23 protein-coding genes and 2 pseudogenes are annotated in these 24,087 nt (G+C 70.6%); 13 read left to right on the forward strand and 12 right to left on the reverse strand.

What is annotated here, in order from left to right; all coding sequences use genetic code 11:
* Positions 1-9: 9 nt before the first annotated feature.
* Complete coding sequence (locus tag ACZ4VL_RS13500) at positions 10-1,026, reverse strand: phosphodiester glycosidase family protein (RefSeq protein WP_468199305.1); 1,017 nt, start codon at positions 1,024-1,026, stop codon at positions 10-12.
* A gap of 361 nt (positions 1,027-1,387) precedes the next feature.
* Between ACZ4VL_RS13500 and ACZ4VL_RS13505 the strand changes: the two genes are divergently transcribed.
* The 5 genes from ACZ4VL_RS13505 to ACZ4VL_RS13525 all read left to right on the forward strand — a co-directional run bounded on the left by ACZ4VL_RS13505 (position 1,388) and on the right by ACZ4VL_RS13525 (position 6,050).
* A complete protein-coding gene (locus tag ACZ4VL_RS13505) occupies positions 1,388-1,696 on the forward strand; it encodes a hypothetical protein (RefSeq protein WP_468199307.1) in 309 nt (102 codons plus the stop codon).
* 450 nt (positions 1,697-2,146) lie between these two features.
* Positions 2,147-3,364 (forward strand): M23 family metallopeptidase, encoded by a 1,218-nt coding sequence (locus tag ACZ4VL_RS13510; RefSeq protein ID WP_468199456.1) that lies wholly within the window; start codon positions 2,147-2,149, stop codon positions 3,362-3,364.
* 175 nt (positions 3,365-3,539) lie between these two features.
* The gene (locus tag ACZ4VL_RS13515; protein ID WP_468199309.1) at positions 3,540-4,646 is read left to right on the forward strand and encodes a translocation protein TolB; all 1,107 of its coding nucleotides are present in this window, start codon (positions 3,540-3,542) and stop codon (positions 4,644-4,646) included.
* A gap of 206 nt (positions 4,647-4,852) precedes the next feature.
* Positions 4,853-5,236, forward strand: coding sequence for a VOC family protein (locus ACZ4VL_RS13520; protein WP_468199311.1), 384 nt, complete (start codon positions 4,853-4,855; stop codon positions 5,234-5,236).
* 253 nt (positions 5,237-5,489) lie between these two features.
* A complete protein-coding gene (locus ACZ4VL_RS13525) occupies positions 5,490-6,050 on the forward strand; it encodes a nucleoside-triphosphatase (RefSeq protein ID WP_468199313.1) in 561 nt (186 codons plus the stop codon).
* Positions 6,051-6,270: 220 nt separating this feature from the next.
* Here ACZ4VL_RS13525 and ACZ4VL_RS13530 read toward each other — a convergent pair whose 3' ends face one another.
* Entirely contained in the window at positions 6,271-6,477 is a 207-nt protein-coding gene (locus tag ACZ4VL_RS13530; protein WP_468199315.1) for a hypothetical protein, read from the reverse strand.
* Positions 6,478-6,661: 184 nt separating this feature from the next.
* Here ACZ4VL_RS13530 and ACZ4VL_RS13535 point away from each other — a divergent pair, with 184 nt between their 5' ends.
* On the forward strand, positions 6,662-7,213 hold the full coding sequence (locus ACZ4VL_RS13535) for an SMI1/KNR4 family protein (protein WP_468199316.1): 552 nt from the start codon (positions 6,662-6,664) through the stop codon (positions 7,211-7,213).
* A gap of 134 nt (positions 7,214-7,347) precedes the next feature.
* Here the strand turns inward: ACZ4VL_RS13535 and ACZ4VL_RS13540 are convergent.
* The 3 genes and pseudogenes from ACZ4VL_RS13540 to ACZ4VL_RS13550 all read right to left on the reverse strand — a co-directional run.
* Positions 7,348-7,461, reverse strand: a pseudogene (locus ACZ4VL_RS13540) (IS5/IS1182 family transposase); the annotation flags it as partial.
* 143 nt (positions 7,462-7,604) lie between these two features.
* Positions 7,605-7,850: a hypothetical protein gene (locus ACZ4VL_RS13545; RefSeq protein WP_468199318.1), complete on the reverse strand. Its 246-nt coding sequence runs from the start codon at positions 7,848-7,850 to the stop codon at positions 7,605-7,607.
* Between the two features lie 176 nt (positions 7,851-8,026).
* Entirely contained in the window at positions 8,027-8,791 is a 765-nt protein-coding gene (locus tag ACZ4VL_RS13550) for an SAM-dependent methyltransferase (RefSeq protein WP_468199320.1), read from the reverse strand.
* A gap of 48 nt (positions 8,792-8,839) precedes the next feature.
* Between ACZ4VL_RS13550 and ACZ4VL_RS13555 the strand changes: the two genes are divergently transcribed.
* From ACZ4VL_RS13555 to ACZ4VL_RS13565, 3 genes are all read left to right on the forward strand, one after another.
* Positions 8,840-9,007: a hypothetical protein gene (locus ACZ4VL_RS13555; RefSeq protein ID WP_468199323.1), complete on the forward strand. Its 168-nt coding sequence runs from the start codon at positions 8,840-8,842 to the stop codon at positions 9,005-9,007.
* Between the two features lie 140 nt (positions 9,008-9,147).
* Complete coding sequence (locus ACZ4VL_RS13560) at positions 9,148-11,856, forward strand: helix-turn-helix transcriptional regulator (protein ID WP_468199325.1); 2,709 nt, start codon at positions 9,148-9,150, stop codon at positions 11,854-11,856.
* Between the two features lie 168 nt (positions 11,857-12,024).
* Complete coding sequence (locus tag ACZ4VL_RS13565) at positions 12,025-12,993, forward strand: helix-turn-helix domain-containing protein (RefSeq protein WP_468199327.1); 969 nt, start codon at positions 12,025-12,027, stop codon at positions 12,991-12,993.
* Between the two features lie 74 nt (positions 12,994-13,067).
* Here ACZ4VL_RS13565 and ACZ4VL_RS13570 read toward each other — a convergent pair whose 3' ends face one another.
* From ACZ4VL_RS13570 to ACZ4VL_RS13580, 3 genes and pseudogenes are all read right to left on the reverse strand, one after another.
* On the reverse strand, positions 13,068-13,898 hold the full coding sequence (locus ACZ4VL_RS13570) for an alpha/beta fold hydrolase (RefSeq protein ID WP_468199458.1): 831 nt from the start codon (positions 13,896-13,898) through the stop codon (positions 13,068-13,070).
* A gap of 193 nt (positions 13,899-14,091) precedes the next feature.
* A pseudogene (locus tag ACZ4VL_RS13575) lies at positions 14,092-14,348 on the reverse strand (hydrolase); the annotation flags it as partial.
* A gap of 391 nt (positions 14,349-14,739) precedes the next feature.
* The gene (locus ACZ4VL_RS13580; protein WP_468199329.1) at positions 14,740-14,907 is read right to left on the reverse strand and encodes a hypothetical protein; all 168 of its coding nucleotides are present in this window, start codon (positions 14,905-14,907) and stop codon (positions 14,740-14,742) included.
* A gap of 206 nt (positions 14,908-15,113) precedes the next feature.
* On the opposite strand from ACZ4VL_RS13580, the gene ACZ4VL_RS13585 reads away from it, so the two are divergent.
* On the forward strand, positions 15,114-15,611 hold the full coding sequence (locus tag ACZ4VL_RS13585) for a GNAT family N-acetyltransferase (protein ID WP_468199331.1): 498 nt from the start codon (positions 15,114-15,116) through the stop codon (positions 15,609-15,611).
* Positions 15,612-15,906: 295 nt separating this feature from the next.
* Positions 15,907-16,197: a hypothetical protein gene (locus tag ACZ4VL_RS13590; RefSeq protein WP_468199333.1), complete on the forward strand. Its 291-nt coding sequence runs from the start codon at positions 15,907-15,909 to the stop codon at positions 16,195-16,197.
* A 31-nt stretch (positions 16,198-16,228) separates the two neighbouring features.
* Here the strand turns inward: ACZ4VL_RS13590 and ACZ4VL_RS13595 are convergent, their stop codons facing one another.
* The 4 genes from ACZ4VL_RS13595 to ACZ4VL_RS13610 all read right to left on the reverse strand — a co-directional run bounded on the left by ACZ4VL_RS13595 (position 16,229) and on the right by ACZ4VL_RS13610 (position 21,052).
* Positions 16,229-17,470, reverse strand: coding sequence for an AI-2E family transporter (locus ACZ4VL_RS13595; RefSeq protein WP_468199335.1), 1,242 nt, complete (start codon positions 17,468-17,470; stop codon positions 16,229-16,231).
* 258 nt (positions 17,471-17,728) lie between these two features.
* A complete protein-coding gene (locus tag ACZ4VL_RS13600) occupies positions 17,729-18,946 on the reverse strand; it encodes an alpha/beta hydrolase (RefSeq protein ID WP_468199338.1) in 1,218 nt (405 codons plus the stop codon).
* 130 nt (positions 18,947-19,076) lie between these two features.
* Positions 19,077-19,781, reverse strand: coding sequence for a response regulator (locus tag ACZ4VL_RS13605; protein WP_468199340.1), 705 nt, complete (start codon positions 19,779-19,781; stop codon positions 19,077-19,079).
* Positions 19,778-21,052 carry a sensor histidine kinase gene (locus tag ACZ4VL_RS13610; RefSeq protein WP_468199342.1) on the reverse strand — a complete coding sequence of 425 codons (1,275 nt, stop codon included), beginning with the start codon at positions 21,050-21,052 and terminating at the stop codon, positions 19,778-19,780. Before ACZ4VL_RS13610 ends, ACZ4VL_RS13605 begins: the two co-directional genes overlap by 4 nt.
* A 554-nt stretch (positions 21,053-21,606) precedes the next feature.
* Between ACZ4VL_RS13610 and ACZ4VL_RS13615 the strand changes: the two genes are divergently transcribed.
* A complete protein-coding gene (locus ACZ4VL_RS13615) occupies positions 21,607-22,152 on the forward strand; it encodes a hypothetical protein (protein ID WP_468199344.1) in 546 nt (181 codons plus the stop codon).
* A 796-nt stretch (positions 22,153-22,948) separates the two neighbouring features.
* Positions 22,949-23,827, forward strand: a complete 879-nt coding sequence (locus ACZ4VL_RS13620) for a DNA/RNA non-specific endonuclease (protein WP_468199346.1) — start codon at positions 22,949-22,951, stop codon at positions 23,825-23,827.
* The last annotated feature ends 260 nt before the right edge of the window (positions 23,828-24,087 follow it).

Raw genomic sequence — 24,087 nt, forward strand, 5'->3', positions numbered from 1 at the left:
GGTCCTGGACTACGGCAGCGGCTGGGAGACCACGCCGAAGTAGTTCCCGACGACGCGCAGGACACCCGGGGTCGCCTCGGTGCCGTAGGGGACGTTCATCAGGATCGGACTGTTGTCGGCGCCGCGGCACGCCATCGTGGTGGAGCCGCCGCCGTCGAGGTTGAGACCGGTGTCCGCGCCGGCGATGATCAGCCACTGCGCGATGTCGTAGAAGCCGCCTCCGTAGGGCCACTCGGCGTGCTCGTTCCCGTCGAGTGTGGCGAGGTACAGGAACCGCTCGTCGGCGCTCAGGCCGACGGCCGTGCGCGCGGCGATCTCCTCGCCCGGACTCGACTGGGGCGTCCCGCAGTTGATGCCGTCGTCGACCAGGAGAAGCGGCCCGTCCACATGTACCTGGGGAGGCCATCCTGCGACCGGTTGCGGGCTGCCCGCGATCGCGGTGTACGCATCCGGAGGCGGCGCCGTGCTGTCCTTCTGCGTGACGACCTGGAAGGTCACCTGGTTTCCCTGCGTGATCCACATCGCCATCGCGCCGGCGTCGCCTTGGTCGCGCACGTCGGCCTGTGTCTGGCCGGGCGGTGCCGGCTTCGTCGGATCGCACACGACGTTCCCCTGCGAGACGGCGAGCCCCATCAGCGCGAAGGTGTCGCCCACCTGAGCCGGGTAGGGCCAGGAGAAGTTCGCGTTGATCGCGACCATCACGGTGGGCGCCGAGTCCATGAATCCGGTGATCGTTTGCCCCGCCGTCGTCTGGGGCTGCCCCCCTGCGGGCGTGGTGTAGAAGGAGACGCACGGGTTCCCCAGGTCGACGCGCAGCACGTTGACGTACTGCTTTCGGGGGACAGCGGTGGGCAACGTGGGCGGATCGGCATCGAAGGCGAGATCGGCCGTGCCCACCGCGCGGTCGATCCCCTGGTACCAAGGCTCCCAGTCGCTGAAGACATACGGCGTCGAGATCTGGGTCTGGGTCTCCGCCTGCGCCTGCGCCTGCTTCGATGTGTCTCCAGCAGCGACGATCCGTTCCATGAGCTCTCCGTGGTCTCGTCGTCGGATTCAACAGCATCATGCTGACCTGCCTGTGCACCGCTCGATCGCCACACCGGCGGGACACGAACTGCTGACAGCGCTTCCGCCCCACAAGTGTTCGAGCGCGCGGAGTGGGGCTGTGAGCCCGAGTGCGCGCAGCGAGCAGCGTCTCCTCAGCGGGGTGGCCGCGACGGCACCCACGGAACCAGCCCCTCGCCCACTTCCAGCCCTGGTTTCGTGGGGTGGTCGGCGGCGGCCGTGGTCAGCACATTCGGCTTTGGCCCGCGGGAATATTGATCTCAAGTGCAGTTGAGGTTTTAGGGTCGGGTGCGCTGGTACCGACTGCTGGAGAGGAACGGCCATGAGGACACTGGTGTTGGGCAGAACACCGGCCAGGGTGACGGAGGTCCTGGCTACCCTGCACGCGGACGGCTTCGACGCCGAGGGGGTGAGTACTGACCAGGACGCGCGAAAGATGCTGCAGACCGGGGAATTCGGCGTTCTGATCATTGGCGGCGGTGTGGAGCCGGACTCCCGCACAGCATTGAAGAAGTTCGCGACCGCGTGTCAGGTGCGGCGGGTGATCGACGGCGCCCTGACGGAGCCGTTCTACGCCTACGTGCGACGGGAATTCGAACCTCTGATCCTGGAGGCGGCAGCCAGAGCCTGACGGCCAACGGTCCGCCCGCCGCCGGCGACCACAGAGCCGATCCACACGCCCGCCACGGCCTTTTTACGGGGCCGCCGAGTGCGGTGGTGTCCGTTACCACGGGCCCCACGCGCGCCGGGGTGTGTCCTCGGGCGCCGGACGCGGCGAGAGGTCGGAGCCTGCGGGGTTGTCCTCGACGCCCTGCGGGGAGCGCCCCGACACACCCGGCCCGTCGCGAACAGCGGGCGGGCGGCCGTGGAGCGATGTCGAACCGGGGTGCGTGCGGGGCGATGTGGCCAGTGCGCGGTCATGGGACGTGATCAATGTGGCGTGAAGATTCATATCGCCCCGACAGGACTCATGCGTAGGTTCGGATCCTGATCATCTGCCGGGACCGCACGCCCTTTTGGAGGATGACGAGTGAAGATCCGCACGTCTCGACCTGTGATCGGAGCCCTGCTCGCCGGCGTCATGACGCTCGGCCTGGGATCCGCCACCACGACACCTGCCCAGGCGGCAGCCACCGCCAGCTGTTCTGGGTCCGTGTCCCTATACGGCACGCTCGCCGACGGCCGGTTGACGTACTCCCAGATCAACCCGTCGAACGGCGACCGGATCAAAACGCTGATCGGGCCGAACCTCGGCTTCACGCCCAAGGCCATGGCCACGCTGAACTTCAACACCGTCCTGGTCACGGACACCAACGGCGGGCTCTACCGCGTCGACATCCAGACGAACAACCTTGCGCTGGCCCTGGTCGGCCCCCCGGTGCAGATCGGTACGGGCTGGACCCACGACAAGCTCGTCTACGACGGCCACGGCCACCTGTACGGCACGGCCGGCGGCACGCTCCTCCAGTACCTGGTCTCCCAGGACAAGCCCGCCGGCTCCCAACACATCGGCCGGCGTGTGGAGATCGGCGGCGGCTTCGCCCTGAAGACCCTGGCCTCCTCCGGCGACGACCGGCTGATCGCCAACACCGCCGACGGCCGCCTCCTCGAATACAAGATCGACAGCGGTGGCGGCTGGTCGGGAGCCGAACTCGTGACCTCGGGCTGGTCCGGGTTCGAACAGCTCGTCTCCCCCGGCGGAGGCCTCTACTACGGAGTCACCGGGGCCGACGGCATGTACTGGTACCAGGACCTCGACCCCACCGACCGGTCCGGTACCGACATCGTCTACCACAACGACGATCCCGTCGACGCCTCCGGCTGGACCCAGACGCTGCTCTCCGCCCAGCCGGAGACGGCAACCTGCGCGAGCGGGAACTATGCCTACGTCCTTCCGCACACCGCGGTTCCGCGCAGCGAGCTCGACGACCCGCACCACGACTACGCGGCCATCGACATACAGGTGCCGATCGGTACGCCGGTCCACGCCGTCACCCGGGGAACGGTCAGTTACATCGACGGCGGCTTCGGCAACGGCATCCAGGTCAACGGCGACGACGGCGCCACGTACGTCTACGGTCACCTCGACAGTCGGGGCGTGGCGGCCGGAACCACCGTCACTCCCGGCCAATACCTGGGCAAGTCGGGCAACACGGGACAGTCCACGGGCCCGCACCTGCACTTCGAGATCCGTATCGGCGGTGTGAAGCACTGCCCCCAGGCCATGCTCCTCGACCTCTACGACGGCCTCGCCCCGCAGGCGCCGGGCACCCTGCCCACCAGCGGCTGCTCGTACTGAGTCCCCCCGGGGACCGCCAGACGGCGGGTTCCGATGCAGTGGCCCTGACCTGACACAGCGGTGCCGGGTCCCTGTCAGGCGGTCCTCGAGACCCGTGAGGATGGCCGGACGGGACCCGGGCCTGGGCACCGCATGCATGCCTGCCTCATGACGAAGCGATGTAGAGGTTCCAGTGATGAAAAGACGTGTCCTCCTGCGTGCCGCCGCCATAGCCGCCTCGGCCGCGGGCATCAGCAGGATGCTGCCCAGCCGGACCGCCCAGGCCGCGACCGCCGTACAGCCCGGCCCGAGCCCCTATGGCGAACTCCTCGCCCCGGACGCGAACGGCCTGCGCTTGCCGGCCGGTTTCACCAGCAGGGTCGTCGCCCGTTCGGGCCAGGCCGTCGCCGGCACGGCGTACGTCTGGCACGCGGCTCCCGGCTCCGGCGGCGTCGTACCCGACGGCACCGGCTGGATCTACGTTTCGCACTCCGAGAACGGCGGCGCGAGCGCGATCCGTTTCTCCTCCAACGGCACGGTCACCGGCGCCCACCGCGTGGACACCGGGAGCACCGCCCCGACCGTCGGTACCTCGATGCCGGGCGGCGGCTGGCTCGTCGGAGAGCGCGTCACGGGCGGCTACGCATACGAGACGGACCCGCGCGGCGTGAAGGCGGCCGTACGCCGCCCCGAACAAGGGCGGTTCAAACGCGGCGGACTCACGTACGACGGCGCCGGCGCCCTCTTCATGACGGAGGACGAACCCGACGGCGGCGTCTACCGCATGTTCAACAGCACCCTCTACGCATGGACTGCGGCCCCCGGCAGCAGCCAGGTCGTGCACAAGCCGGTACCGGACCCCTCGGCTGCGACCACGCCCGTCCGCCACCAATTGCCCGACCAGGTCAGGTTCAACCGGCCCGGCGGTCTGGCTGCACAGAACTCCGTGTCCTACTACGTCCCCACCCAGGGCGACAGCCGCATCTACAGGGTCGACTCGTTCGGTCCGCTGCTCCGCGTCCACTACGACGCCACCCAGACCGGTGGTGAACCGCTGACCAGCCCGCGGGAGGTGGTCTTCCCCCTCGGGAAGTCGGCGGCAGAAGAGCTGTTCGTGACCGAGGGCCTCGGCGGCAACGCCGAAGTCTGCGCCATCACCAGCAGCAACGTCATCGCGCCGTTCCTGCGCCTTGAGGGCGGCACGGCCCTGGCGGGGCTGGACTTCGCCCCGGACGTCAAGCGCATGTACTTCGCGACCACGAGCGGCATCGTCTACGAAGTGACGGGCGCGTTCCACACCTGAGGCCTGCTGCCCGAACGGCCGCCCCGGCTCCCGACCGTGGCGGCTGTCAGCGGCCAAACCAGTTCCGCCCGGCGTCGTCACCCGGGCCTTCGTCCGGTCACCGCCGACCACTCTGTCGGCCGCGCGAGCAGCCTCGCCGCACGGCCGGACGAGTCAGTTGCCGATGGAGGACGGGAACTGACCTATATGACGGCCACACTGTCCACATGACGACCTTCCGTGGCCTCGCCACCCTCCGCTACCACGCCGACGACCTGGCCGCCGCCCGCGCCTGGTACTCCGAAGTCCTGGGCGTCGAGCCGTACTTCGAACGACCCGACTACATCGAGTTCCGACTCGGCGACCACCTGCAGGAACTGGGTGTCTCCCGCACCCCTTCCGCCCCGGCGGGCGTGGTCGCGTACTGGCACGTGGACGATGTCGACGCGGAGATGGCCCGGCTGCTCGGGCTCGGCGCGAAGGAGCACGAGCCGCTGCGCGACTACGGCGGCTTCCGGGCCGGAGCCGTACTGGACCCGTTCGGCAATGTCCTCGGCGTGATGTACAACCCGCACTACCTGGAGGTGCTGGGCGCCGGCCGCCCCGGGTGACCGCACACCGAGAGGCGCCGGTACCGTCCGGCACGGGCGCCGTGCGCCGTGTGCATCACGGTGCCCGGTCGGGCGTGGCGCCGGCGCTTCGTCCGCTGACGTGCCGCGCAACGTCGCCCCCTCCGGACCGGCGGACCCGGCGCGGCGGGCCCGCGTCGGCCCGGGGCGCAGGAGCCGGCGCCGGCCCGCACGCCACACCCCGTACGGCCGAGCCCACGCGGCCCGCCGCCAGGAGCGGGGAGAGGATGGCAGTGTGCCGACAAGGATCCTGATTGAGGGTCGCCCCGGCTCGGGCAAGACAACCGCTCTGCGCCGGTTGGCCGAGCTGCTGCCCGCCCGCACGCCCACCGGCTTCACCACGGAAGAGATCCGGCAGTCCGGCCGCCGAGTCGGCTTCGCCCTGGAGACGCTGGCAGGCCGGAGCGAGGTGCTCGCCCATGTCGACCTGCCCGGTCCGCCACGGGTGGGGAAATACGGCGTCGACCTGGGCGTCATGGAACGCCTGGCGCTGCCGTCGCTCCTACCGACGGCAGGCGACGAGGCGCCAGGACGACTCGTGCTCCTCGACGAGCTGGGTCGGATGGAACTGGCGTGCGAGGCGTTCCGGAGCGCGGTCATCGCCCTGTTCGCCGCGGACATCGACGTCGTGGCCACGGTTCACGCGCACTGTGATCCTTTCACCGACGCCCTCAAACGGCATGCCGACATCGAGATCATCCACCTCACCCCGGCGAACCGCGACGCCCTGCCCGTGGAACTCGCGGCTCGGCTGCAGAAGCCCCCGACACGCGAAAGGTCTCCTTCCCCGTCCTGAGCAGAGCGACTCCGACCCGTGTGAATCAGAGCCGGGACGAAAGGCGCCTGCGGACGGGTCCGACCCGGTGACCTGGACGGCTCCGCCCACCACCGGCCACTCCCGTCGACATCGACCGTCGGTGGTCGCCGTCTTGGTACGCCGTCCTGCGTGACCGCACCCGCCGCGAGCTCACGGTCGCAACGCACAGCCGTCCGCGGCGTTGCTGGACTCCAGAGCGTCAAAGGGACGGTGAGCCGGGGCGTTGCCGGGTGTGGGTGCTGTGGGGCGTGGGCCAGTTGCCGAGCGGGGCGGCCTCCACGCACAGACCTTCCAGGGTGGCGTGGACCAGGCGTTCGGCCTGGCGGTCGATGTCTTCTCGGCTGTCGATGTGGACCAGGCCGTCGATGAGCAGGACGGTGAGACCGTGGATGGCGGACCAGACCACGAAATCGGCTCCGGGGCGGGCCGAGGCCGGAAGGCGGCCCGCGACCGTAGGCGGCCAGACGCCCCGGCCCCTGAGCCGAGGCGGCGTGCACCGCCGCGGCCAATGAGGCGGGCGCTCAGCGCTCGCTCACGACGAACGACGACGCCCTGGTCATGGTCTTCGCCCGGATTGGTACGGTCGCTGGATGGGGAGCTGGAACGAGAGCCGCATCCGTGCACGGATACGCGAGATGGCCGCACGGGACCCGGAGCTGGAGCGTTTCGGGGCCGACACACATCGGTACGCGCTGGCGCCTCGGCTGGCGGCGTCGGAGATCCGGGCGTTCGAGGAGTCCCACGGCATCGAGCTGCCAGCTGAGTACCGGTCCTTCGTCGCGGAGGTGGGCAACGGTCCGGCCGGGCCCGGTCACGGGCTGATGCCGCTGACAGTCCCCCGCCCCGGCGAGGAGGCGGCCGTGGACGACGAGTGGGAGGAAGACCGGCTGTCGGGCCGGCTCGCCGCGCCGTTCCCGCTCTCCGGACCCCTGCCCGGCCGGATCGGGGGACCTGTCGATGGACTGACCCCGGGTACGCTCATGCTGGCCGAACGGGGCTGCGGCATGTTCATCCGGCTGGTCCTGAACGGCCCCCGCGCCGGCGAGATCTGGCAGATCGATCCGGACTGGGGAGGATTCGTACCCGTGAGCACCGGTTTCCGCCCCTGGTACACCAGCTGGCTGGCTGCACCCCACCGATAGGTCGACGGCTCGAAGGCTCACTTCCGTCGGCGCTTAAGGGGACCGGCGCACGAAGCGGTCAGGCCGCCCTTGACTCTGCCAGCGACGGTCCACCGGCGAGTCCGCGCCGCAGCAAGGTCGACCTGCCCGCCCCGGCGACGCCTGCCGGTCAGCCAGGACGTGGTCCGCTCGGTCGTCCGCCTGCGGCGCCCGAGTCGTCCCGAGGACGCGATGCCTTTCCGGGCGATGCGGACGCCGATGCGCTTGCCGCGTGTTGCAACGACGGGGTGGGGGCTATTCGTCGAGGTACTGGTGTCTGGTGTCGCCGGGCGGGACGACGAGCTGGCCGTCGCGCACCTGCCACTCGGTCGTCCCATCGACTCTGTCGTCGGCAGGACTGGTGTGAGAGACGTCAGCCGACGACGAGTCCGCTGTCCCGTTCGACGATCAGCCGGTGACCGTAGGCGCCGAGCCAGGCCGGGTTGTCCTCGAAGAGGCCCGCGATGACGCGTTCCCCCTCGGTGGGGAAGTCCTCGGCCCAGTCGCCCAGCCGGCGGGTGGCGGTGAGGACGGCGGTGGCCTCGTTCGTGGTCCAGTTGCGGGGTACGAGCCGGTCGGTGGTCAGCTCGCCTGGATCGTCGGAAGTGGCGTAATGCACGGATGTCTCCTGGTCATGGTGAACGACCCGGACCGCTTGTCAGCGCGCGGTCCGGACAAGGGCATGCCGGGGGAGGCTGCTGATGGCCACATTCATCAACCTCCCCGATCCAAGTCCTCGTTCACGCGACTCCCGCGCCGGTGTGACGGTGACAGAAGCCGCGGCAGCCCCTTCGATCATTTCTTGCGGGCGGTCACCAGGGCGAAGGAGAGGTACTCCCCGCCGTCCTCCGTCAGCATGTCGATCACCGGCTGGTTGGCCTTCAGGCCGTCCGGCTGCACCTCGGCGCAGACCCGTGCCCACAGCAGCCAGTCCCGCCAGGCGTCCTCCTGCAGTCGCGCCGACGTGACGTCCACGAGCTCGGTGATCTCCCACTGGAAGCGCCACCACTCGGGCGTATGCCAGGCGATGGCCTCCCAGCCGACCACCCGCTTGACATGGGCGGGTACGAACCCGATGTCGCGGACCTCCCGCGTCATGCCGGGCGTCGCCATGCCCAGTTGGCCGCCGGGGCGCAGGAACCGCGCCAGGTAGGGCAGGTAGCCGTCTGCGGTGCCGAAGTACTCGAAGGCGTCGATGCTCACGATGGCGTCGAAGCTCTCCGGCTCGAACGGCAGGACGTGTGCCTCCGTGCGTACGGCTGTCACCCGGTCGGCGACCCCGACTGCGGCGAAGACCGCCGCCGCGTCCTCCGCCGGAATCCACCAGTCAGCGGCGACGACCTCGACTCCGTACTCGCGGGCCAGGAAGACCGAGGTGGCGCCCTTGCCGGAGCCCAGGTCCAGGACTTTCATACCGGGGCGCAGATCGAGGTCTCGGGCCAGGTCCTCGAGGAGCCACAGCGGGTTGGGCCCCATGTCGAGGCCCACGAGCCACGCCGGGTCGTAGCGCGACGAGCGCGGGTAACGGTCCGGTCGTACAAGATCGTTCAGTGTAGTCACGGGCACACTCAAGCCCACGTCCCGCACGCACACAATCCGGTTTACGCGGTGCACCCTCGATACGCCTGCGGCGCCGGCTCGATGCCCGGCGAGAGGGCCAGCCCCTCCGCAGCGACCGCCGTGGCGGAGCAGGGCATCGACATCTCCGACCGGACCCCGAAGGCCCTCGCCCCCGAGGCCGCGCAGACCTCCGGCTACGTCGTCTCCATGGGCTGAGGCGACGCCCGCCCGTACCCCCGAGTGCTCCGCCCGGACACCGATGCTCACGCTGAATTATGCTCTGGCCTGCGAGTTCGTGGCGTGGTGAACGCCGAACGCCGCGCGGCATCACACGGGACGAGTTCAGGAGACATGAGTTGATCGGTCGTCAGAGCGAGCGGGCGGCCATCGCCGAAGCGCTCGCGCCGAGCGCGCCCGTCGCGTCGCTGCTGCTGCTCGGGGAGCCCGGGGTCGGCAAGACCGCCCTCCTCGACGCGGCCGTCGAGGAGGCCGCGGCCGCCGGCGCCACCGTGCTCCGGGTGCGAGGCAACGCCGCCGAGACCGAACTCGCTTTCGCCGGCCTGCACCAGCTGCTGCTCCCCGTCCTCGACCGCGCGGAGAACCTGCCCGTGCGACAGCGCGTCGCCCTGCTGAGCGCCTTCGGCCTGGGCGACGACCCGGCGCCGCCCGACCTCATGATGATGAGCCTCGCGGTGCTGACCCTCGCCTCGCAACTCGCTTCCGCACGGCGTGTGTTGCTCGTGGCAGACGACGTCCAGTGGCTCGACCGCGGCAGCTGCCAGGTCCTGGGCTTCGTCGCGCGCCGCCTCGCCGGCGAGCCCATCGGGCTGCTCGTTGCCGCCCGCGGCACACACCGCCCCGACTGGCTGGACCGGTCCGTACCGGAGCTGGTGATCCCGGCCCTCCCGCCGACCGAGGCCGAGGAACTCCTCAGCGCCCAGCCGGACGCCCCGGTCGGCCCTGCCCGCCGCCGACTCCTCGACACGGCAGCCGGCAATCCCCTCGCCCTCGTGGAGCTCGCCCGACAGGCGGCGCGCGACGGCGGACTGCCGGCGACGGGGCACGTGCCCGTGACCGACCTGCTGGAACGGACCTTCGCCGCCCAGGTGGACGAGCTCCCCGCGGCGTCCCGGGAGGCGCTGCTGCTCGCCGCGGCCGCGGAGGGCGCCGCCCTCGGCGACGTCATGGGCGCGCTGTCGCCCGGCACGGACATGGAGGTCTGGCAGCCGGCGGAACAGGCGGGACTGATCCGCCTCCACGCGGACCGCATCGATTTCCGCCACCCGCTCGTCCGCTCCGCCATCTACGGCGCCGCGCCCTTCGCCGAACGCCGGCGCGCCCACCTGGCGCTGGCCGCGGCGCTCCAGGGCGACCCCGACCGGCGGGCCTGGCAGCTGTCGGCGGCGACCGTGGCGCCCGACGCGTCGGTCGCCGGCGCACTGGAGGAAACAGCGATGCGGGCGGTGGCCCGCGGCGCCATGGCGGAGGCGGTCGCCGGTCTGGAGCGGGCGGCCCAGCTGGGCACCGACCCGGCCGACCGGACCCGCCGGCTGGCCACCGCGGCGTACGCCTCGGTCCTGGTCGGCGACCTCGGGCAGGCGGAAGCGATCGCGTCGCGGGCCCTCGAAGCGAACCAGGACCCGCTGGCCACGGGCTGGATCTGCGGCCTCAGCGGCCTCGTCGCCATGCTGACGATGCGGATGGAGAGGGCGTTCGCGCTGGTCGACTCGGACGGACTGATGCACCCCGCGGCGATCGGCGCCGGCGTGTCCACGATCGCGACCGGCATCGCCTACCACTCGGGTTCCACCGCGCAACGTGCGCGCCTGCGCGACCTGTTGGATCGCCGCGACACGAGCGACATCGCCGCCCACCCGTTCCACCTCTGGGACCTGGGGGTGACGGACCCGTTCGTCCACGGCGCCTCGATCCGCACCCGGCTGCCCGCGGTCGCAGCGGCCCCCGGCCGCCTCCCCACCGAACTCCACACCCTCGGCGTGCTGTGCCTGGTGCTCGACGAGACCGAGACGGCCGTGAGCCTGCTCGGCGAACTGGTGAACCCGCAGTGGGAGGACGCCGACGCCTTCCACGCCGGGATGACCGCCGCCGACCTGGCCTGGGCGAACGTGGACGGCGGCCGGTGGGCGGACGCCCGGCTCGGCGTCGAGCGGCTCGCCGCACGGTTCCTGGAGGGCGAGCACACCCTCGGCTCCGTACGGGCTCTGACGGTCCTGGCCACCCTGCACGCCCTCACCGGCGAGCCCGAGCCGGCGCTCCGGCACGCGGCGACGGCGCTGGCCGCGACCGAGCCGGCCGGCGCACTCGCGACGGTGGTGCGCGCCCGCCGCGCCGCCGGCCTGGCGGCCACCGCCCTCGGCGACCACGCCGCCGCCCACCGGCACCTGCGCGGCCTCTTCGACGCCGCGGGCGTCCCGCTGCACCACCACCTCTCCTGCTACGCGGTCGCCGACCTCGCGGCCGCCGCCGTGTTGACCGGTCACGCCGACGAGGCCCGTACGGTGCTGGAGCGGGTGACCGCCGAGGTCGGCGACGGGGCCTCGGCCCGGCTGCGGCAGATCGTGGACCGGGCCGCCGCACTGCTCGCCGACCCTGCGGAGGCCGGCTCCCTGTTCCTGGCCGCACTGGCTGACCCGGTGGGCCAGCGCTGGCCGTTCGAACGGGCCCAGGTCTGGCTGGAGTACGGCGAGTGGCTGCGCAGGCAGCGCCGGATAGCCGACGCCCGCGAGGCGCTCACCAAGGCCCGGGAGATCTTCGACGGCCTCGGTGCCGTGCACTGGAGCGGGCGGGCCGAGGCGGAGCTGCGGGCGGCCGGCGTGACCGTCGAATCGGGACGGCCCAGCGCCCTGCGGTCCCTCACGCCGCAGCGGCAGCGGATCGTCCGGCTCGCCGCCCAGGGGCTGACGAACCGTGAGATCGGCGAGCGGCTCTTCCTGTCCCCGCGCACCGTGGGCACACACCTCTACCAGGCGTTCCCTGCGTTGGGCGTGACCTCGCGCAGCCAACTGCGGGACGTGGTAGAGCAGGATGCTGCGGCGGGCCACTGAGCGGGAGACCGGTGCCGAAACGGTCGGTGCCGAAACGGTCGGTGCCGAAACGGTCGGTGCCGCCGGCGAGGGTGTGACGTACACGAGGCAAGTCACTTGACGGATGGCACCGACGGCCGGTGATCCGAGAGTGGGTGCGGAACCACCCCGCATCCTCCCGGAGTCACGTTGTCCCTGGTCAGCACCACCGCAGCCCTGTCATCCACCGAACGCGCCGACTACTGGCACAGCCTGGTCTCCGGCACGTTCGTCCCGCTGGACGTCACCCTGCACGAACGGGAGCCGGCGGTCGGCACGATCGTCAGCCAGCACGTCGGCCCCCTGCAGATATCCGAGGTCGACGCCGGCCCGCAGGCCGTCACCCGCAGCCGGCGCCGCATCGCGCAGGGCGGCGGACAGTACGTGACCCTCACCCTCCAGCACCGGGGCACGGCACGGCTCACCCAGCACGGGCGGCAGGCGCTGGTCGTCCCGGGGACGTTCACCTGCTCCGACGCCGGCCAGCCGTACCGCCGGGAGCAGCCGGACGACTTCCGGTTCACCGCGTTCCGCCTGCCGAAGGAGGACGTCGGCGTCTCGGACGACGACCTGAGGGCCGTGACGGGAACCGTGTTCGACGGCCGCTCCGGGACCGCCGGACTGCTCGCCGGTTACCTCTCCCGGCTCGCGGAGCAGGCGTCCGGCTTCGCCCCGGACACCGGCCACCGGCTCGCCCTGACCGCCGCCGACCTGCTCGCGGTGCTGGTCCGCGAGCGGCAGGACCGGTTGGACCCACGGGCGCCGGAGGCGGCCCGGGGCATGCTGGTCCGGGTCAAGGAGTACGTACGACGGCATCTGGCGGATCCCGGGCTGACCCCGGAGCGGATCGCGGTCGCGCACCACATCTCGGTGCGCTACCTGCACCGGCTCTTCCAGGCGGACGGGACGTCGGTGGGCCGGTGGATGCACCGCGAACGCCTGGACCGGTGCCGGCGGGACCTGTCGCGCGGCACCGGGACGGGGCCGACGGTGTCGGCGGTCGCGCAGAGCTGGGGCTTCGTGAGCCCCTCCCACTTCAGCCGGGCCTTCCGCGCCGCGTACGGGATGTCGCCGCGGGAGTGGCAGAGGGCGTCCCGGGGGCCGGCCGGCACCGGCTGAGCGGGCCGCCGCGGGGGCCGGAGGCCCGCTCCCGGTGGGGAGCCGGCCTCCGGCGCGCCCGGGGCGGTGTCCGCTCAGTCCAGGAAGGCGAGCAGGGCGGCGTTCACCTCGTCGGCATGCGTCCACAGAAGGCCGTGCGGGCCGCCGGGCACGATCCTCAGCGCGGCCCCCTCGATGAGCTGCGCCAGCGGGACCGCGGTGGCGTCGACCGGCAGGATGCGGTCGGCATCGCCGTGAATGATCAAGGTGGGTACGTCTATGCGCGGGAGGTCCGCGCGGAAGTCGGTCAGCCAGGCCTGGACGCAGTCGAGGGTGCCCTTGGCGGAGGCACCCGCGGCGACGGCCCAACTGGCCTGGACGGCCAACTCGCTGATGCGCTCGCCGCCCAGCACGTCGGTGTTGTAGAAGTCCGCGAGGAAGGAAGTCATGAACGCGAACCGGTCGGCGGCGATGGCCTCCTCGATCCCCTTGAAGACGCTCCCCTCGACGCCGCCCGGGTTGTCGTCGGTCTTGAGCAGGAAGGGTGGGACGACGCCGATCATGACGGCCTTCGCGATCCGCTCGGAGCCGTAGGTGCCGAGGTAGCGGGTGACCTCGCCGCTACCCATGGAGAAACCGACGAGCACGGCGTCGCGCAGGTCGAGCGTGGTCAGGAGGGTGTGCAGGTCGGCGGCGAAGCTGTCGTAGTCGTAGCCGTCCGCCGGCTGGTCGGAGCGGCCGAAGCCGCGACGGTCGTACGTGATCACGCGGTTGCCGGCGGAGAGCAGCGCGGCCGTCTGCTTCTCCCAGGAGGCGCCGTTGAGGGGCCAGCCGTGGATCAGCACCACGGGGCGGCCGGCGCCGTGGTCCTCGTAGTACAGGCGGACGGGGGCGCTGTTGCCTTCGGCGACGTCGGTGTAGGGCATGGGTGTCCTTCGGTAGGTTCCGGCCGCCGCTGCGGTCGGGCGGACGGCGGGTGGGTCGGTGGGTTTGGCGGGTTTGGTGGGTTTGGCGGGTGGGGTGGCAGGGTGGAGGTCGCGTGCGGGTACGGGTCCGGGTACGGGTGCGGGGTGCATCGGTGGATCGCTCCGAACCGAGAGAGGCTCGGTCTCGCGCGGAGATGGCGTGCTCGCGGGCGGCCCGGGTGACGCCGCCAGAGGCCTCGGTGACCACGTACACCTCGTAACCCTGCTCCAGTGCGGACAGCGCGGGCAGCCCCAGGCACACCTCGGTCCACAGGTTGAAATGGCAGCACGGTCGCCGCTGCCGGTGCCGAAGAACCTCTGCGGCTGGTGGTCGAGGAAGAGCATCACGGCGTTGTCGGGGGTGAGGAGGTCTGCGCTCGGGGCGGCCTGCACCTGGGCGACGTCGAACACGGGGGTCCCCTTCGATGGATGCGGACGTGTCGGAATGCGTAGGCGAGTGTCCGCCGCGCGGTCCCGCGCGCCCGGCACACTCCGACCGTACGGCCGCGGGCCCAGGCCTAGTTGCCCCTGCGTGTCCGACGGTTGTCCCTCGAGCGCAAGGGGGTTCGACGGCAATCAACGGTGTCGGTCGTGTCCCAGCAGGCAGACATCGGCGGCACGGCCCCGCCTGATGGCCGGCTGGCATCCATCAGATCGAACTGACTACCGATCAAGGTCGTTGACGTGGAGCGCACGATTCCGCGCCCCAGCAACAGGTGTGCTCGGTCCGGTCACGGATCTTGCCTGTGCGGCATGGCCCTGGTGACCGGCTGAGACGTGCGAACCGTTCGGCACGAGGAAGTCAGCGGGCCTGCGACCCGTCGCCCCACCCGAACGTCGCCTTGTACGCGCGCTGCAGTGCGTGCCGGCCCCGGTCCCCGTCGACGCGGAGCCAGGTGAGGGCGATGCCGAACCAGAGCAGGAAGACCCCCCTACGATCCCAGCCGAGGACGACCAGGGCAGCGGTCACGATGGCCGCACCGTCACGATGGCCGCACCGTTGTGGGCACCGAAGAAGTCCTGGACGGGCCCCGAGTTGCGCACGGCCCGGCGCTGCACGGCCGCGGGACCCGGCTCGCGCGCCGCGTCCTCGCACCCAGACCTCTGCCGCCCCGTGAGGGTCCCCCCTCCGTCCGACCCCGGGCGGTTCGCGGCGCCGCCCGGTACGCTCACCGGATGATCGAAGTTCGTCGCGCGGTCCCCGAGGACGGGGACGCCCTCGGTGAGATTCATGCCGCTGCCTGGGAAGCGGCCTACGCCCCCTTCTTCGCGCCCGGGTTCGCCGCCGACGGCGTCCGCGACAGGCGCGGCCGCTGGCATGCGCGGATCACGGACGGTCCGGAAACGATCATGCTCGCCGCCCTCGACGGTCGCCCCCTCGCCATGTCCTACGCCGTCCCGTCCGCGAGCCGTCCCGGCCTGGCGGAGATCTACAGCTTCTACGCCCACCCCGACGGCTGGGGCAGCGGCGTGGCCGCCGTCCTGATGTCCGAGACACTGCGCCACCTGCGGAGCGCCGACTTCCCCCGGGTGCACCTTTGGACGCTCCGCGACACTCCCCGGTCCCGTCGCTTCTACACCAAGTGCGGGTTCTTCGAATCGGGCCGTGAACGCGCCGTCGACTTCGGCGACGGCAACCCGCTCGCCCAGCTCGAATACGAACGTCCCTGCTGAGGACCTGGGATTGTGCGGCGCCGCGGAGATCTTCCTCGGCTTGGGGCGCCGCCGGGGACCGGCTCAGCCTGGCGGCGCGTGGCCGGGGCGGAGGTTCGCGGCGGGAGGGCCGATCGGCCGTCCGGACGGGGGTGTCCGCCTTGGAGGAATCCGACGCGGACGCCGAGAGCGCGATCTCACCGGACGACCGATCCCCCTGCTCCGAAGGGACGTCCAAGCCTGCGGGCCGGTGAGCCCGGTGGTCTCCTCCGGAGGTGTGGGAACGACTGTCGGTCCTGGCGCTTAGCATGCCCGAATGGAAATCGAACTGGCTGACGCCATGGATGAACTGATCGAGCTGCAGGAAGCGAACGACGCAGCGCATGCCGTGGTGAAGCGCCTTCAGGAGGAACTCGGCAGCGTTCAGAAGTGGACCGACGAACAGCACGTGGCCTGGCGAGACGCGTGGGAAGACTGGCGTGAGGTCTCGGAACCGCTGGAGGACTTCCTCACCCAATACGCGGAGGAGCTGGGTTTGGACCGCGACGAGCTGGCGGCCGAGGTGCAGAAAGCAGTGGGACACGTCCCGCTGCAAGCCGAGGCCTGACGGGCCCGCCGGCGGCTGCGACGGCTCGGCGTCACGACCCGGACCGCCCGGGCTCCGGTGCCGGAGGCAGCGCTGAGGGCGGCGAGGCGGACACCGCGGTGCGGCGCAGTCGGCTGACCACGGTCTTGAGCACGGCGACGAGGGGGACCGCCACCACCGCGCCGCCGACCCCTGCCAGGGTGCCGCCCGCCGTGACGGCGAGCACCACCCCGAGCGGATGCACCCGTACGGCCCTGCCGAGGATGAAGGGCTGCAGGACGTGACCCTCGAGCTGCTGGACGAGCAGCACCACCATCAGCACCATCGCGGCGGCGAAGAGCCCTTCCGTGACGAGGGCGACAACCACTGCGAGGGCACCCGAGACCACGGCACCGACCAGGGGGATGAACGAGAAGAGGAAGATGAACACGGCCAGGGGCACAGCCAGGGGGACACCGAGGAAGTACACGCCGAGCCCGATGAACACCGCGTCCACCAGAGCCACGATGACGGTTCCACGCACGTAGCCGGTCAGCGTCCGCCAGGCGGCAGGACCACAGTCCGCCACGGCGGGCCGGGCAGCGACGGGCACGGCCTTCAAGGTCCAGCGCCAGATGCGCGCCCCGTCGTACAGCATGAACAGGGTGCAGAAGATCACCAGAAGGATGCCGGTGAGCAGTTCCACGACGACGGTGACGCCTTGCAGCCCGTGGGATGCGATGCCACCTCCCGAGGTTATGCCGTCGCTCAGCTTGTCGGCGAGGGAGTTGATCTGCTTCTCGGTGACGTGGAGCGGGCTGCGCACCAGCCATTGCTTCAGCTCGTGGACGCCTTCGCTCACCCGGGCGGTGAGCACGTCCACATTGTCCATGACCTGCCACAACACGAACCAGGCGGCCAGCCCCAGCACCACGAACCCGCACAGGGCGGTCAGTGCGGTCGCTGGGCCGCGCGGGACGCCGTGCCGCTGCAGCCAGGCCACTGCGGGCTGCAGGAGCGCAGTCACCAGCAGCGCCACGGCGAAGGCCAGGACCACTATCCGCAGGGCGGATATCACGTGGTACAGCACCCATAGGCCCGCCGCTATGACCAGGAGCCGCCACCCCGCCTCGGCCGCCACGCGCAGCCCCCAGGGGATGACGTCGACGGGCGGCGGGCGGGTCGGCAGGTCCGCGTGGGCCTGGTCGTCGAAGGACGTGTCGTCGGAGTCCTCGGGCGGGGTCCGCAGGCGCGCCCGGAAGGAGGCGGCTGCCGGAGCGAACCGTCCCCGCCACCAACTGGTTGCGTGCGCCACGACGACAGCCTCGCTTCGGGAAACGTCCTACCCGTGGCGGCTGTCCAATTCTGCCCCGTTCATGCACACCCGCCCTTATCCGTGCCGCACCGGATCGTGTCAGGTGCGGCAGCTGTCCCGGTGCCGGTACTGGTACCGGCGGCGGTGGTGGTGGCGGTGGCGGTACACCGACAACGCCGCGAGTCCGCGGTGATCCCGTCGGGCGGACGGCCTCGATGGGGCGCTGCTCCTCCGGGCCGTCTGGGTGGCTGCGACCGGCTACCGGTGCCGGGTGCCCTTGGTGAGGAAGTCGAGGAGGATTTGGCGGCTGGTCTGTGAGGTGAGGCTGCCGTAAGCGTCGTCGAAGGCATGCTCGGCGAAGGGCAGTTCCCTGAACGTGGTGTCTACCCCGTCGGCCCGGAGGGATGCAGCGAAGCTCTTGATTGTTTCGGGTCGGGCGCTTCGGTCACGGTCGCCGACGACGAGCAGGGTGCGTTGCAGTCCCTTTCGGATGTCAGTGGTCGGGGAGACCTCGCGGTAGCGCTGGGGGTATTGCGCGGGGGTGCCGCCGGTGAAGAGTTCTGCCGCTGCGCGCGAGCCCGAGACGTCGTCCTTCCACATCTGTATGACATCCGTGCCGGGATAGAAGCCGACGACTGAGGCCGGAGGTGCGGGGGTGGATCCCTCGGCGGCGCGGATGGTGCCGTTCTGGAGACGGTAGGCGGTGTTCATGGCGAGGGTGCCGCCAGCCGACATGCCTCCCATGGAGATGCGGGAGGTATCGATTCCGTACTCGTAGGCGTGGGCCTGCACCCAGCGCAGGGCGGACATCAGGTCCTGCGGGGCGGTGTTCCAGGTGGGCCGACCGGGGGCGGCCAGGCTGTAGTCGACGGCTATGGCGGCCACACCCTGGTCGGCCAGCCAGCGTCCGGTACCACGCAGGTCGCTCTTGTCGAAGGTGTGGAAGCCTCCGGCATGGGCGAGGACGATGGCCGGCACGTTGCTGTTCCTGTGCTGGGGAAGGTACAGGTCCGCTGTGAGTGCTCGGCCGTCGCGGGTGGCGTACACCTGAGATGTATCAGGGGTTGCGTCGGGGTAGGCGATCTGGCTGAAGACCTCATGGGCGGAGATCTTCGTGCCCGCCTGCTGCGCGGCGCTGAACTGGATGCCGCCGATCGCCAGCGCCGCCAGCATGGAGAGCGTGGTGACCGCGGTGAGCACACGGCCGCCACGCACCAACCCGCTGCGCCAGGCCACGCCTCCCAAGAGGGCACCGGCCAGAGCGAGTGCGGCTACGTGGAAGGGATACTGGCCACCGAGAACCGGACCGATCACACCGGCTTTGGGGATTGCCGGAACGTGGGCACCCAGCATGATCGTGGAGGTCAGGAACGCCACAGCGAAGGCGAGCACGGCGACCACGACGCGCAGGGTTCGCCTGAGCTTGCCGGGAGGGCTGGCTGCTGGTGTCGTCGCCGGGCGTCTGCTGGTGAACATGGCGGTGTTCCTCGGAGATGGGGATGTGGGAGGCGGGCGAGGCCTCCGTTCGGGACACCATGAGAGTGTCTTCCGGAGCCTGTGCTCCGCGTCCCCCGCAGGAGCCAACATGGCATGTAGCTCTCCGGTGCTACGTCAGGTGGAACGGGCCTGCGGCGTTTGCGGGGGTGGCATGACCGGGTGTGATCAGGCCGGTCTCATAGGCGAAGATGGCGGCCTGGGTGCGGTCGCGGAGCCGTAGTTTGCGCAGGATGCGGCCGAAGTGGGTTTTGACCGTCTCCTCAGCGACGACCAGTGTCCGGGCGATTTCGGCGTTGGACAAACCCTGGGCCACATGGACGAGGACTTCGGTCTCGCGGTTGGTGAGGGCTTCGATGCGCACCCCGGTCGGACTCTTCGCAGAGGGGCTCACACGGGAGAACTCGGCGATGAGCCGTTTGGTGATCTCCGGCGCCAGAAGGGCTTCGCCCCGGGCCAGCACGCGTACGGCTTCCGCGAGCTGGACCCCGGAGGCGTTCTTGAGGAGGAACCCGGAAGCCCCTGCGCGCAGCGCCTCGTACACGTATTCATCGAGGTTGAAGGTGGTCAGGATGAGGATCTTCGTGGGCGTGCCGGGGTGGGACGTGATCCGGCGTGTGGCCTCGATGCCGTCCATGTCCGGCATCCTGATGTCCATCACGATCACATCGGGTGTCAGTTCCCGGGCCTGGGCCACGGCTTGTGTGCCGTTCTCGGCGGTGGCGACGACCTCGATGTCGGAATGGGCACCGAGAAGGACGGTGAAGGCTTCCCGGACCATGGCCTGGTCGTCGGCGACGGCTACGCGGATGGTCACTGGTGGTGCTCCTTGCCGGTGGCGGGCGAGGCGGGGTCGGGCAGGGTGGCGGTGACTTCGTAGCCACCGCCGGGGGTGGGGCCGGTAGCGAGATCGCCGCCGAGCATCGCGGCGCGCTCCCGCATACCGGTGAGGCCGTGCCCGGAACCAGGCGAGGGGCTCAACGGGAGCGTGGCAGGGCCATTGAGGGCCCGCAGGTACAGCGCGTCTCGCGCATAGGTGAGTCGGATGCTCGTCTCGGCTCCGGGTGCATGGCGCAGAACATTGCTGAGCGCTTCCTGGATGATGCGGTAGGCGGACAGCTCCACGCCCGGTGACAACGGGCGGATGGTGCCGGCGATCCGGACGGTGACGTGCAGACCGGCGGCGCGCACGCTGGCGAGGAGCGCATCAAGTTGCGCGAGGGACGGTTGGGGACTGGTGCCGGTCGTATGGTCGTCGCCGTCTGATCGCAGCAGGCCGAGCAGGTGACTCAGTTCGGCCAGCCCCTCCAGCGCGTTGACACGGATCGCGGCCAGTTCGGTGACGAGCTCCGGTGGCGGGTTCTGCACCCGGTAGGGCGCAGCATCGGCCTGGATGGAGATCAGCGACATGTGGTGGGCGACGACGTCGTGCAGCTCGCGGGCGATCCTCGTGCGCTCTTCCAGGACCGTGCGCAGCGCCCGCTCCTGGGCGGTGACGGCGATCTGATCGGTGAGGCGGGCCTGGTCCTGGCGACGGCCGCGGATGACGGCGCCGATGAGGACGGCGAGCGCGAACAGCAGTGCAGCACCGGTGATCACGTTCCATGAGCCGACGGCGTGGCCGGACAGTTTCAGGATCACGGCCAGCAGGGTGCTGAGCAGCGCCGCGGATATCGCGGAGACCAACCGCACCCGCAGCGTGAGGAGGAAGAGGACGCCGGCATGCACCATCCACACGTACAACTGACTGTTGGGGGCGGCCGGATACTCGAGCGTGATGGTGCTCAGCCCTGCCATGGACAGCCACCAGGCGAGCGCCGGCCAACGCAGTGCCACCACCAGCGTGGCCGCGTGCGCGCAGGCCACGAGCGGGGTGGCCGTGTCCGTCGCAGCGGCTGCCAAGGCGGCTGCCGGGCACACGAGAGCGTGGGGCAGCCAACGCAGCCAGCGGGGCCAGGCCATCGGTGGCATGGGACGCGCGCGGATCGTGACGAGGTCCGCCCGCACCATGCGCAGGCCGTGGGCGACGGGGGTCGTATCGCTGAGCAGCGGGCGGCCTGCCGGAGCTACGGTCGTCGTCTCGAACACGTGATCATTATTGGGCATCGCGACGACTCGGTGAGGACCCGGAACCACGGGTGCCGTGCGTGCGCCGGGCCCGGGCCCGCCGTCCATGGCAGTCAGCGGGCCGGAGCAGGCAGGCACGGCCCCGCCGCACGCCCCGTGCACAGCCGAGGAGCCCGGCTTCCGATCGCTCATGAGACGTACCTCCAGATGTTCGTCCGGAAACGAAACTACGGAGGAACTCCCTGGTCAGCATCCTGCTGGAGAGCCGTATCCGATGTAGCTCTCCAGGGGGACGAGGATGACCCCGCAACGACGGGACGCCCGGCCCCTCTACCCACGCGGGTCGCGTGGCTGAAAGGTGACTCCGGATCACCCTCGCCTGGGAACGGCCCCTCGACGCAACACACCGCTCGGTCGCCGACGACACAAGTCACCCGGCCGTGACGCCAGCCGCGCACAAGTCCTCGGCGCCGGCAACCGCCTCTTCGCGGCCAGGCTGCCGCGCCCCCTCAACCGGCACGACGAGTGCGCAGACCCACTAGCCTGAAAGCCTTCTACCGCGGGGGGGGAAGCGCATGGCAGACATCAAGGCAGCGCCACACAAGTACAAGGACGATTTCGAAGCGCGCGTGGCCGCTGAAACCGAAGCGGAGCTGCAACGAGACTTAGCCGAACTGCGGCACCGCCGAACCACGCAGGCCACGATCCTCATGGGTGGCCTTCTCTTCGCCTCGCTGATCGTCCTGGCGCCGGGTTACGTATCCACCGCAACCAAATCCAGCAAGCAGCCAGGCTGGGTCCTGCCCGCCATCACCACCAGCGGCCTCATCCTGTTCGGCGCCGCCGTCGTGGCAGCAGTACTGCGAGACCGCCGCAACACTGCCGCGCGACAACAGGACGCCCAACGGCTGGACAGTGCAGCAAACGACCTCCGCAAGCGGATGGAGCTCGCCAGTCTGGTCAACTTCAACCGTATCCTCCTTGAGCAGTACCACGGCATCGCCAAGCAGATGCACAACCAAGCCGCCAACCCTGCGGAACCCGCACCCGCCACACAACGCCGGCGCAGAGTGTCGACGCAGCAGCAGACGCCAGTACCACGGCAGACACCGGCGCCGTAGACCGGTAAGACCCCAGCCTCGCGCATGCCGCCGCGCGCCCTCAAAGCGCACAGCCAGCTCCGCTTCCCCCGCGCGGGTGTCGCAGCACCGCCCGACGGCCGTTCGGAGTGGGCTGAATGGGCATCAAGATTTCAGCTCTTCCCGCCTCTGCCCCCTCGACTGCGGGTCGGGGACGGCTCACCGGTGGCCGGGGCGGTCCCACGTCGTAGTGGGTGGGCGGGTTGCCTGCTCTTCGATCTGGGTGTCGGCCGGCGCCAGGCCGCATAGGTTTGGTGCACTGGCCGGGGTGTCGGTCTTCGCGCGCAGGCGCCTGAACTCGCCAGCCAGGTGCCCCGGCCAAAGACGGGCTCCGCGGCGCGGGGCAGCCGCAACGGCTGCGGCCTCGCTTGCGAGGCCGCGGCCGCCTACGCCCAGGACGTAAGCCTGGATCCTGACTCCAGGCAGGTGACTGCCGTGCCCCACCGCGGCAGCGGCCCTGCAGGTAGCCGACCACGGCAGGTGCTGGCCCTCAGCGTCCAGTAGTGACTGCTCGCGCGGAGTTGGGCTGTGGGTGCCCTTGGCTGGTTCGAGTGATCGAACCGCTGTTGGCGAACCGAAATCCAGCGGCGACTTGTCGGGAACCTCGTCGCTCCGGGGTCACGAGGGAATCTGGGCCCCACGGCCGGCGCGCTCTGAACCAGGGCCGTCGAGGCGTCGCCCGATCGGGCCTGCCGGGATGCGCACGGGGGTGGCCGCTGTTCGGGTGGCCCGGCGCACCGCACGGTGAGGGATCTCTCCTGCGCGGTAATTCCATCACATGAACGCAATTGAGACGCCGCCGGACCTGGCGGCGCGCGCCGGCTCCCTGTCCGACCGCGGCGGGTACGACGAATCGTTCCTCGGACCGGTGGTACCGCTTCCGATGCCCTCCGATGCCGCGGTCGAGACGGTCGTCCTGCCGTACACGCACTTCACCGTCGTCCACCGACCCGACCGCAGGCTGGCCGCTGCCACCGCCGTCTGTATCGATGGCGCGCGCCTCCTGGAGGACGTGCGCCGCGACGACGCCTGGGAATTCGACCCCCGGTTGCCCGAGTCCCAGCAGGCCGGCAACGACATCTACCGCAACAACCCCCTGGACCGCGGTCACCTGGTCCGCCGGCTCGACCCGGTCTGGGGCTCCACGGCCGAGGCCAACCGCGCGAACACCGACACGTTCCACTTCACCAACGCGGCCCCGCAACAGGACACCTTCAACCAGGGCAAACAGCTGTGGCAGGGGCTCGAGAACCATCTGCTCGACCACGCAGCCCAGTTCGACCGCAAGCTCACCGTCATGACCGGCCCGGTGCTCCACGACTCCGACCCGCCCTACCGGGGCATCCAGGTGCCACTGCGCTTCTGGAAGGTCGCCGCCTTCATCCAAGGTGGACAGCTCGCCTCCACCGGGTACGTCCTGGACCAGAGCCCCGACCTCACGCGCGCCTTCGAGCGGGCGATGGCGGGCGCCAAGCCCGGCGACCCGCCGCCGCTCGGCCCGTTCCGCACCTTCCAGGTGCCGGTCAGCGACATCGTCCAGCTCACCGGCCTGAATTTCGGCCCGCTCCCAGCCGTGGACCTCATGCCCGTCAGCCGGGCGCCCGCGGAACGCTGGAAGCAACTGGAGTCGTACGACGACATGATCCTGCGGAGCTGAAACGGCCGGCCCGGCCGTCGTGCACTTCCATGGCAGCGGGAGCAAGGTCCGCTAGATCCGCTGGTCAGGAAGGTCGTAGACGGTTGGTGCAGGTCTCTGCCAAGGATCGTGAAAGGGGCGAGGGCCTTCTGGCGTGGTGTGGGTTGCGACATCTGCACCGGCGGCCAGGAAGGCCCTCGTGCCACCTTGCGGATGCCGGTGTTGTGCGGCCACCCGGTCCAGGCGCCGGATTCCGGCGAGGGAGATCTGCTTGCGCAGCA

This window comes from Streptomyces sp. NPDC029014, from assembly GCF_055564695.1.

Coding starts and splice junctions, on each gene's coding strand:
- ACZ4VL_RS13500 (WP_468199305.1), bottom strand. CDS start 1,026: ATGGAACGGATCGTCGCTGCTGGAGACACATCGAAGCAGGCGCAGGCG.
- ACZ4VL_RS13505 (WP_468199307.1), top strand. CDS start 1,388: ATGAGGACACTGGTGTTGGGCAGAACACCGGCCAGGGTGACGGAGGTC.
- ACZ4VL_RS13510 (WP_468199456.1), top strand. CDS start 2,147: ATGACGCTCGGCCTGGGATCCGCCACCACGACACCTGCCCAGGCGGCA.
- ACZ4VL_RS13515 (WP_468199309.1), top strand. CDS start 3,540: ATGAAAAGACGTGTCCTCCTGCGTGCCGCCGCCATAGCCGCCTCGGCC.
- ACZ4VL_RS13520 (WP_468199311.1), top strand. CDS start 4,853: ATGACGACCTTCCGTGGCCTCGCCACCCTCCGCTACCACGCCGACGAC.
- ACZ4VL_RS13535 (WP_468199316.1), top strand. CDS start 6,662: ATGGGGAGCTGGAACGAGAGCCGCATCCGTGCACGGATACGCGAGATG.
- ACZ4VL_RS13570 (WP_468199458.1), bottom strand. CDS start 13,898: ATGCCCTACACCGACGTCGCCGAAGGCAACAGCGCCCCCGTCCGCCTG.
- ACZ4VL_RS13585 (WP_468199331.1), top strand. CDS start 15,114: ATGATCGAAGTTCGTCGCGCGGTCCCCGAGGACGGGGACGCCCTCGGT.
- ACZ4VL_RS13590 (WP_468199333.1), top strand. CDS start 15,907: ATGGAAATCGAACTGGCTGACGCCATGGATGAACTGATCGAGCTGCAG.
- ACZ4VL_RS13600 (WP_468199338.1), bottom strand. CDS start 18,946: ATGTTCACCAGCAGACGCCCGGCGACGACACCAGCAGCCAGCCCTCCC.
- ACZ4VL_RS13615 (WP_468199344.1), top strand. CDS start 21,607: ATGGCAGACATCAAGGCAGCGCCACACAAGTACAAGGACGATTTCGAA.
- ACZ4VL_RS13620 (WP_468199346.1), top strand. CDS start 22,949: ATGAACGCAATTGAGACGCCGCCGGACCTGGCGGCGCGCGCCGGCTCC.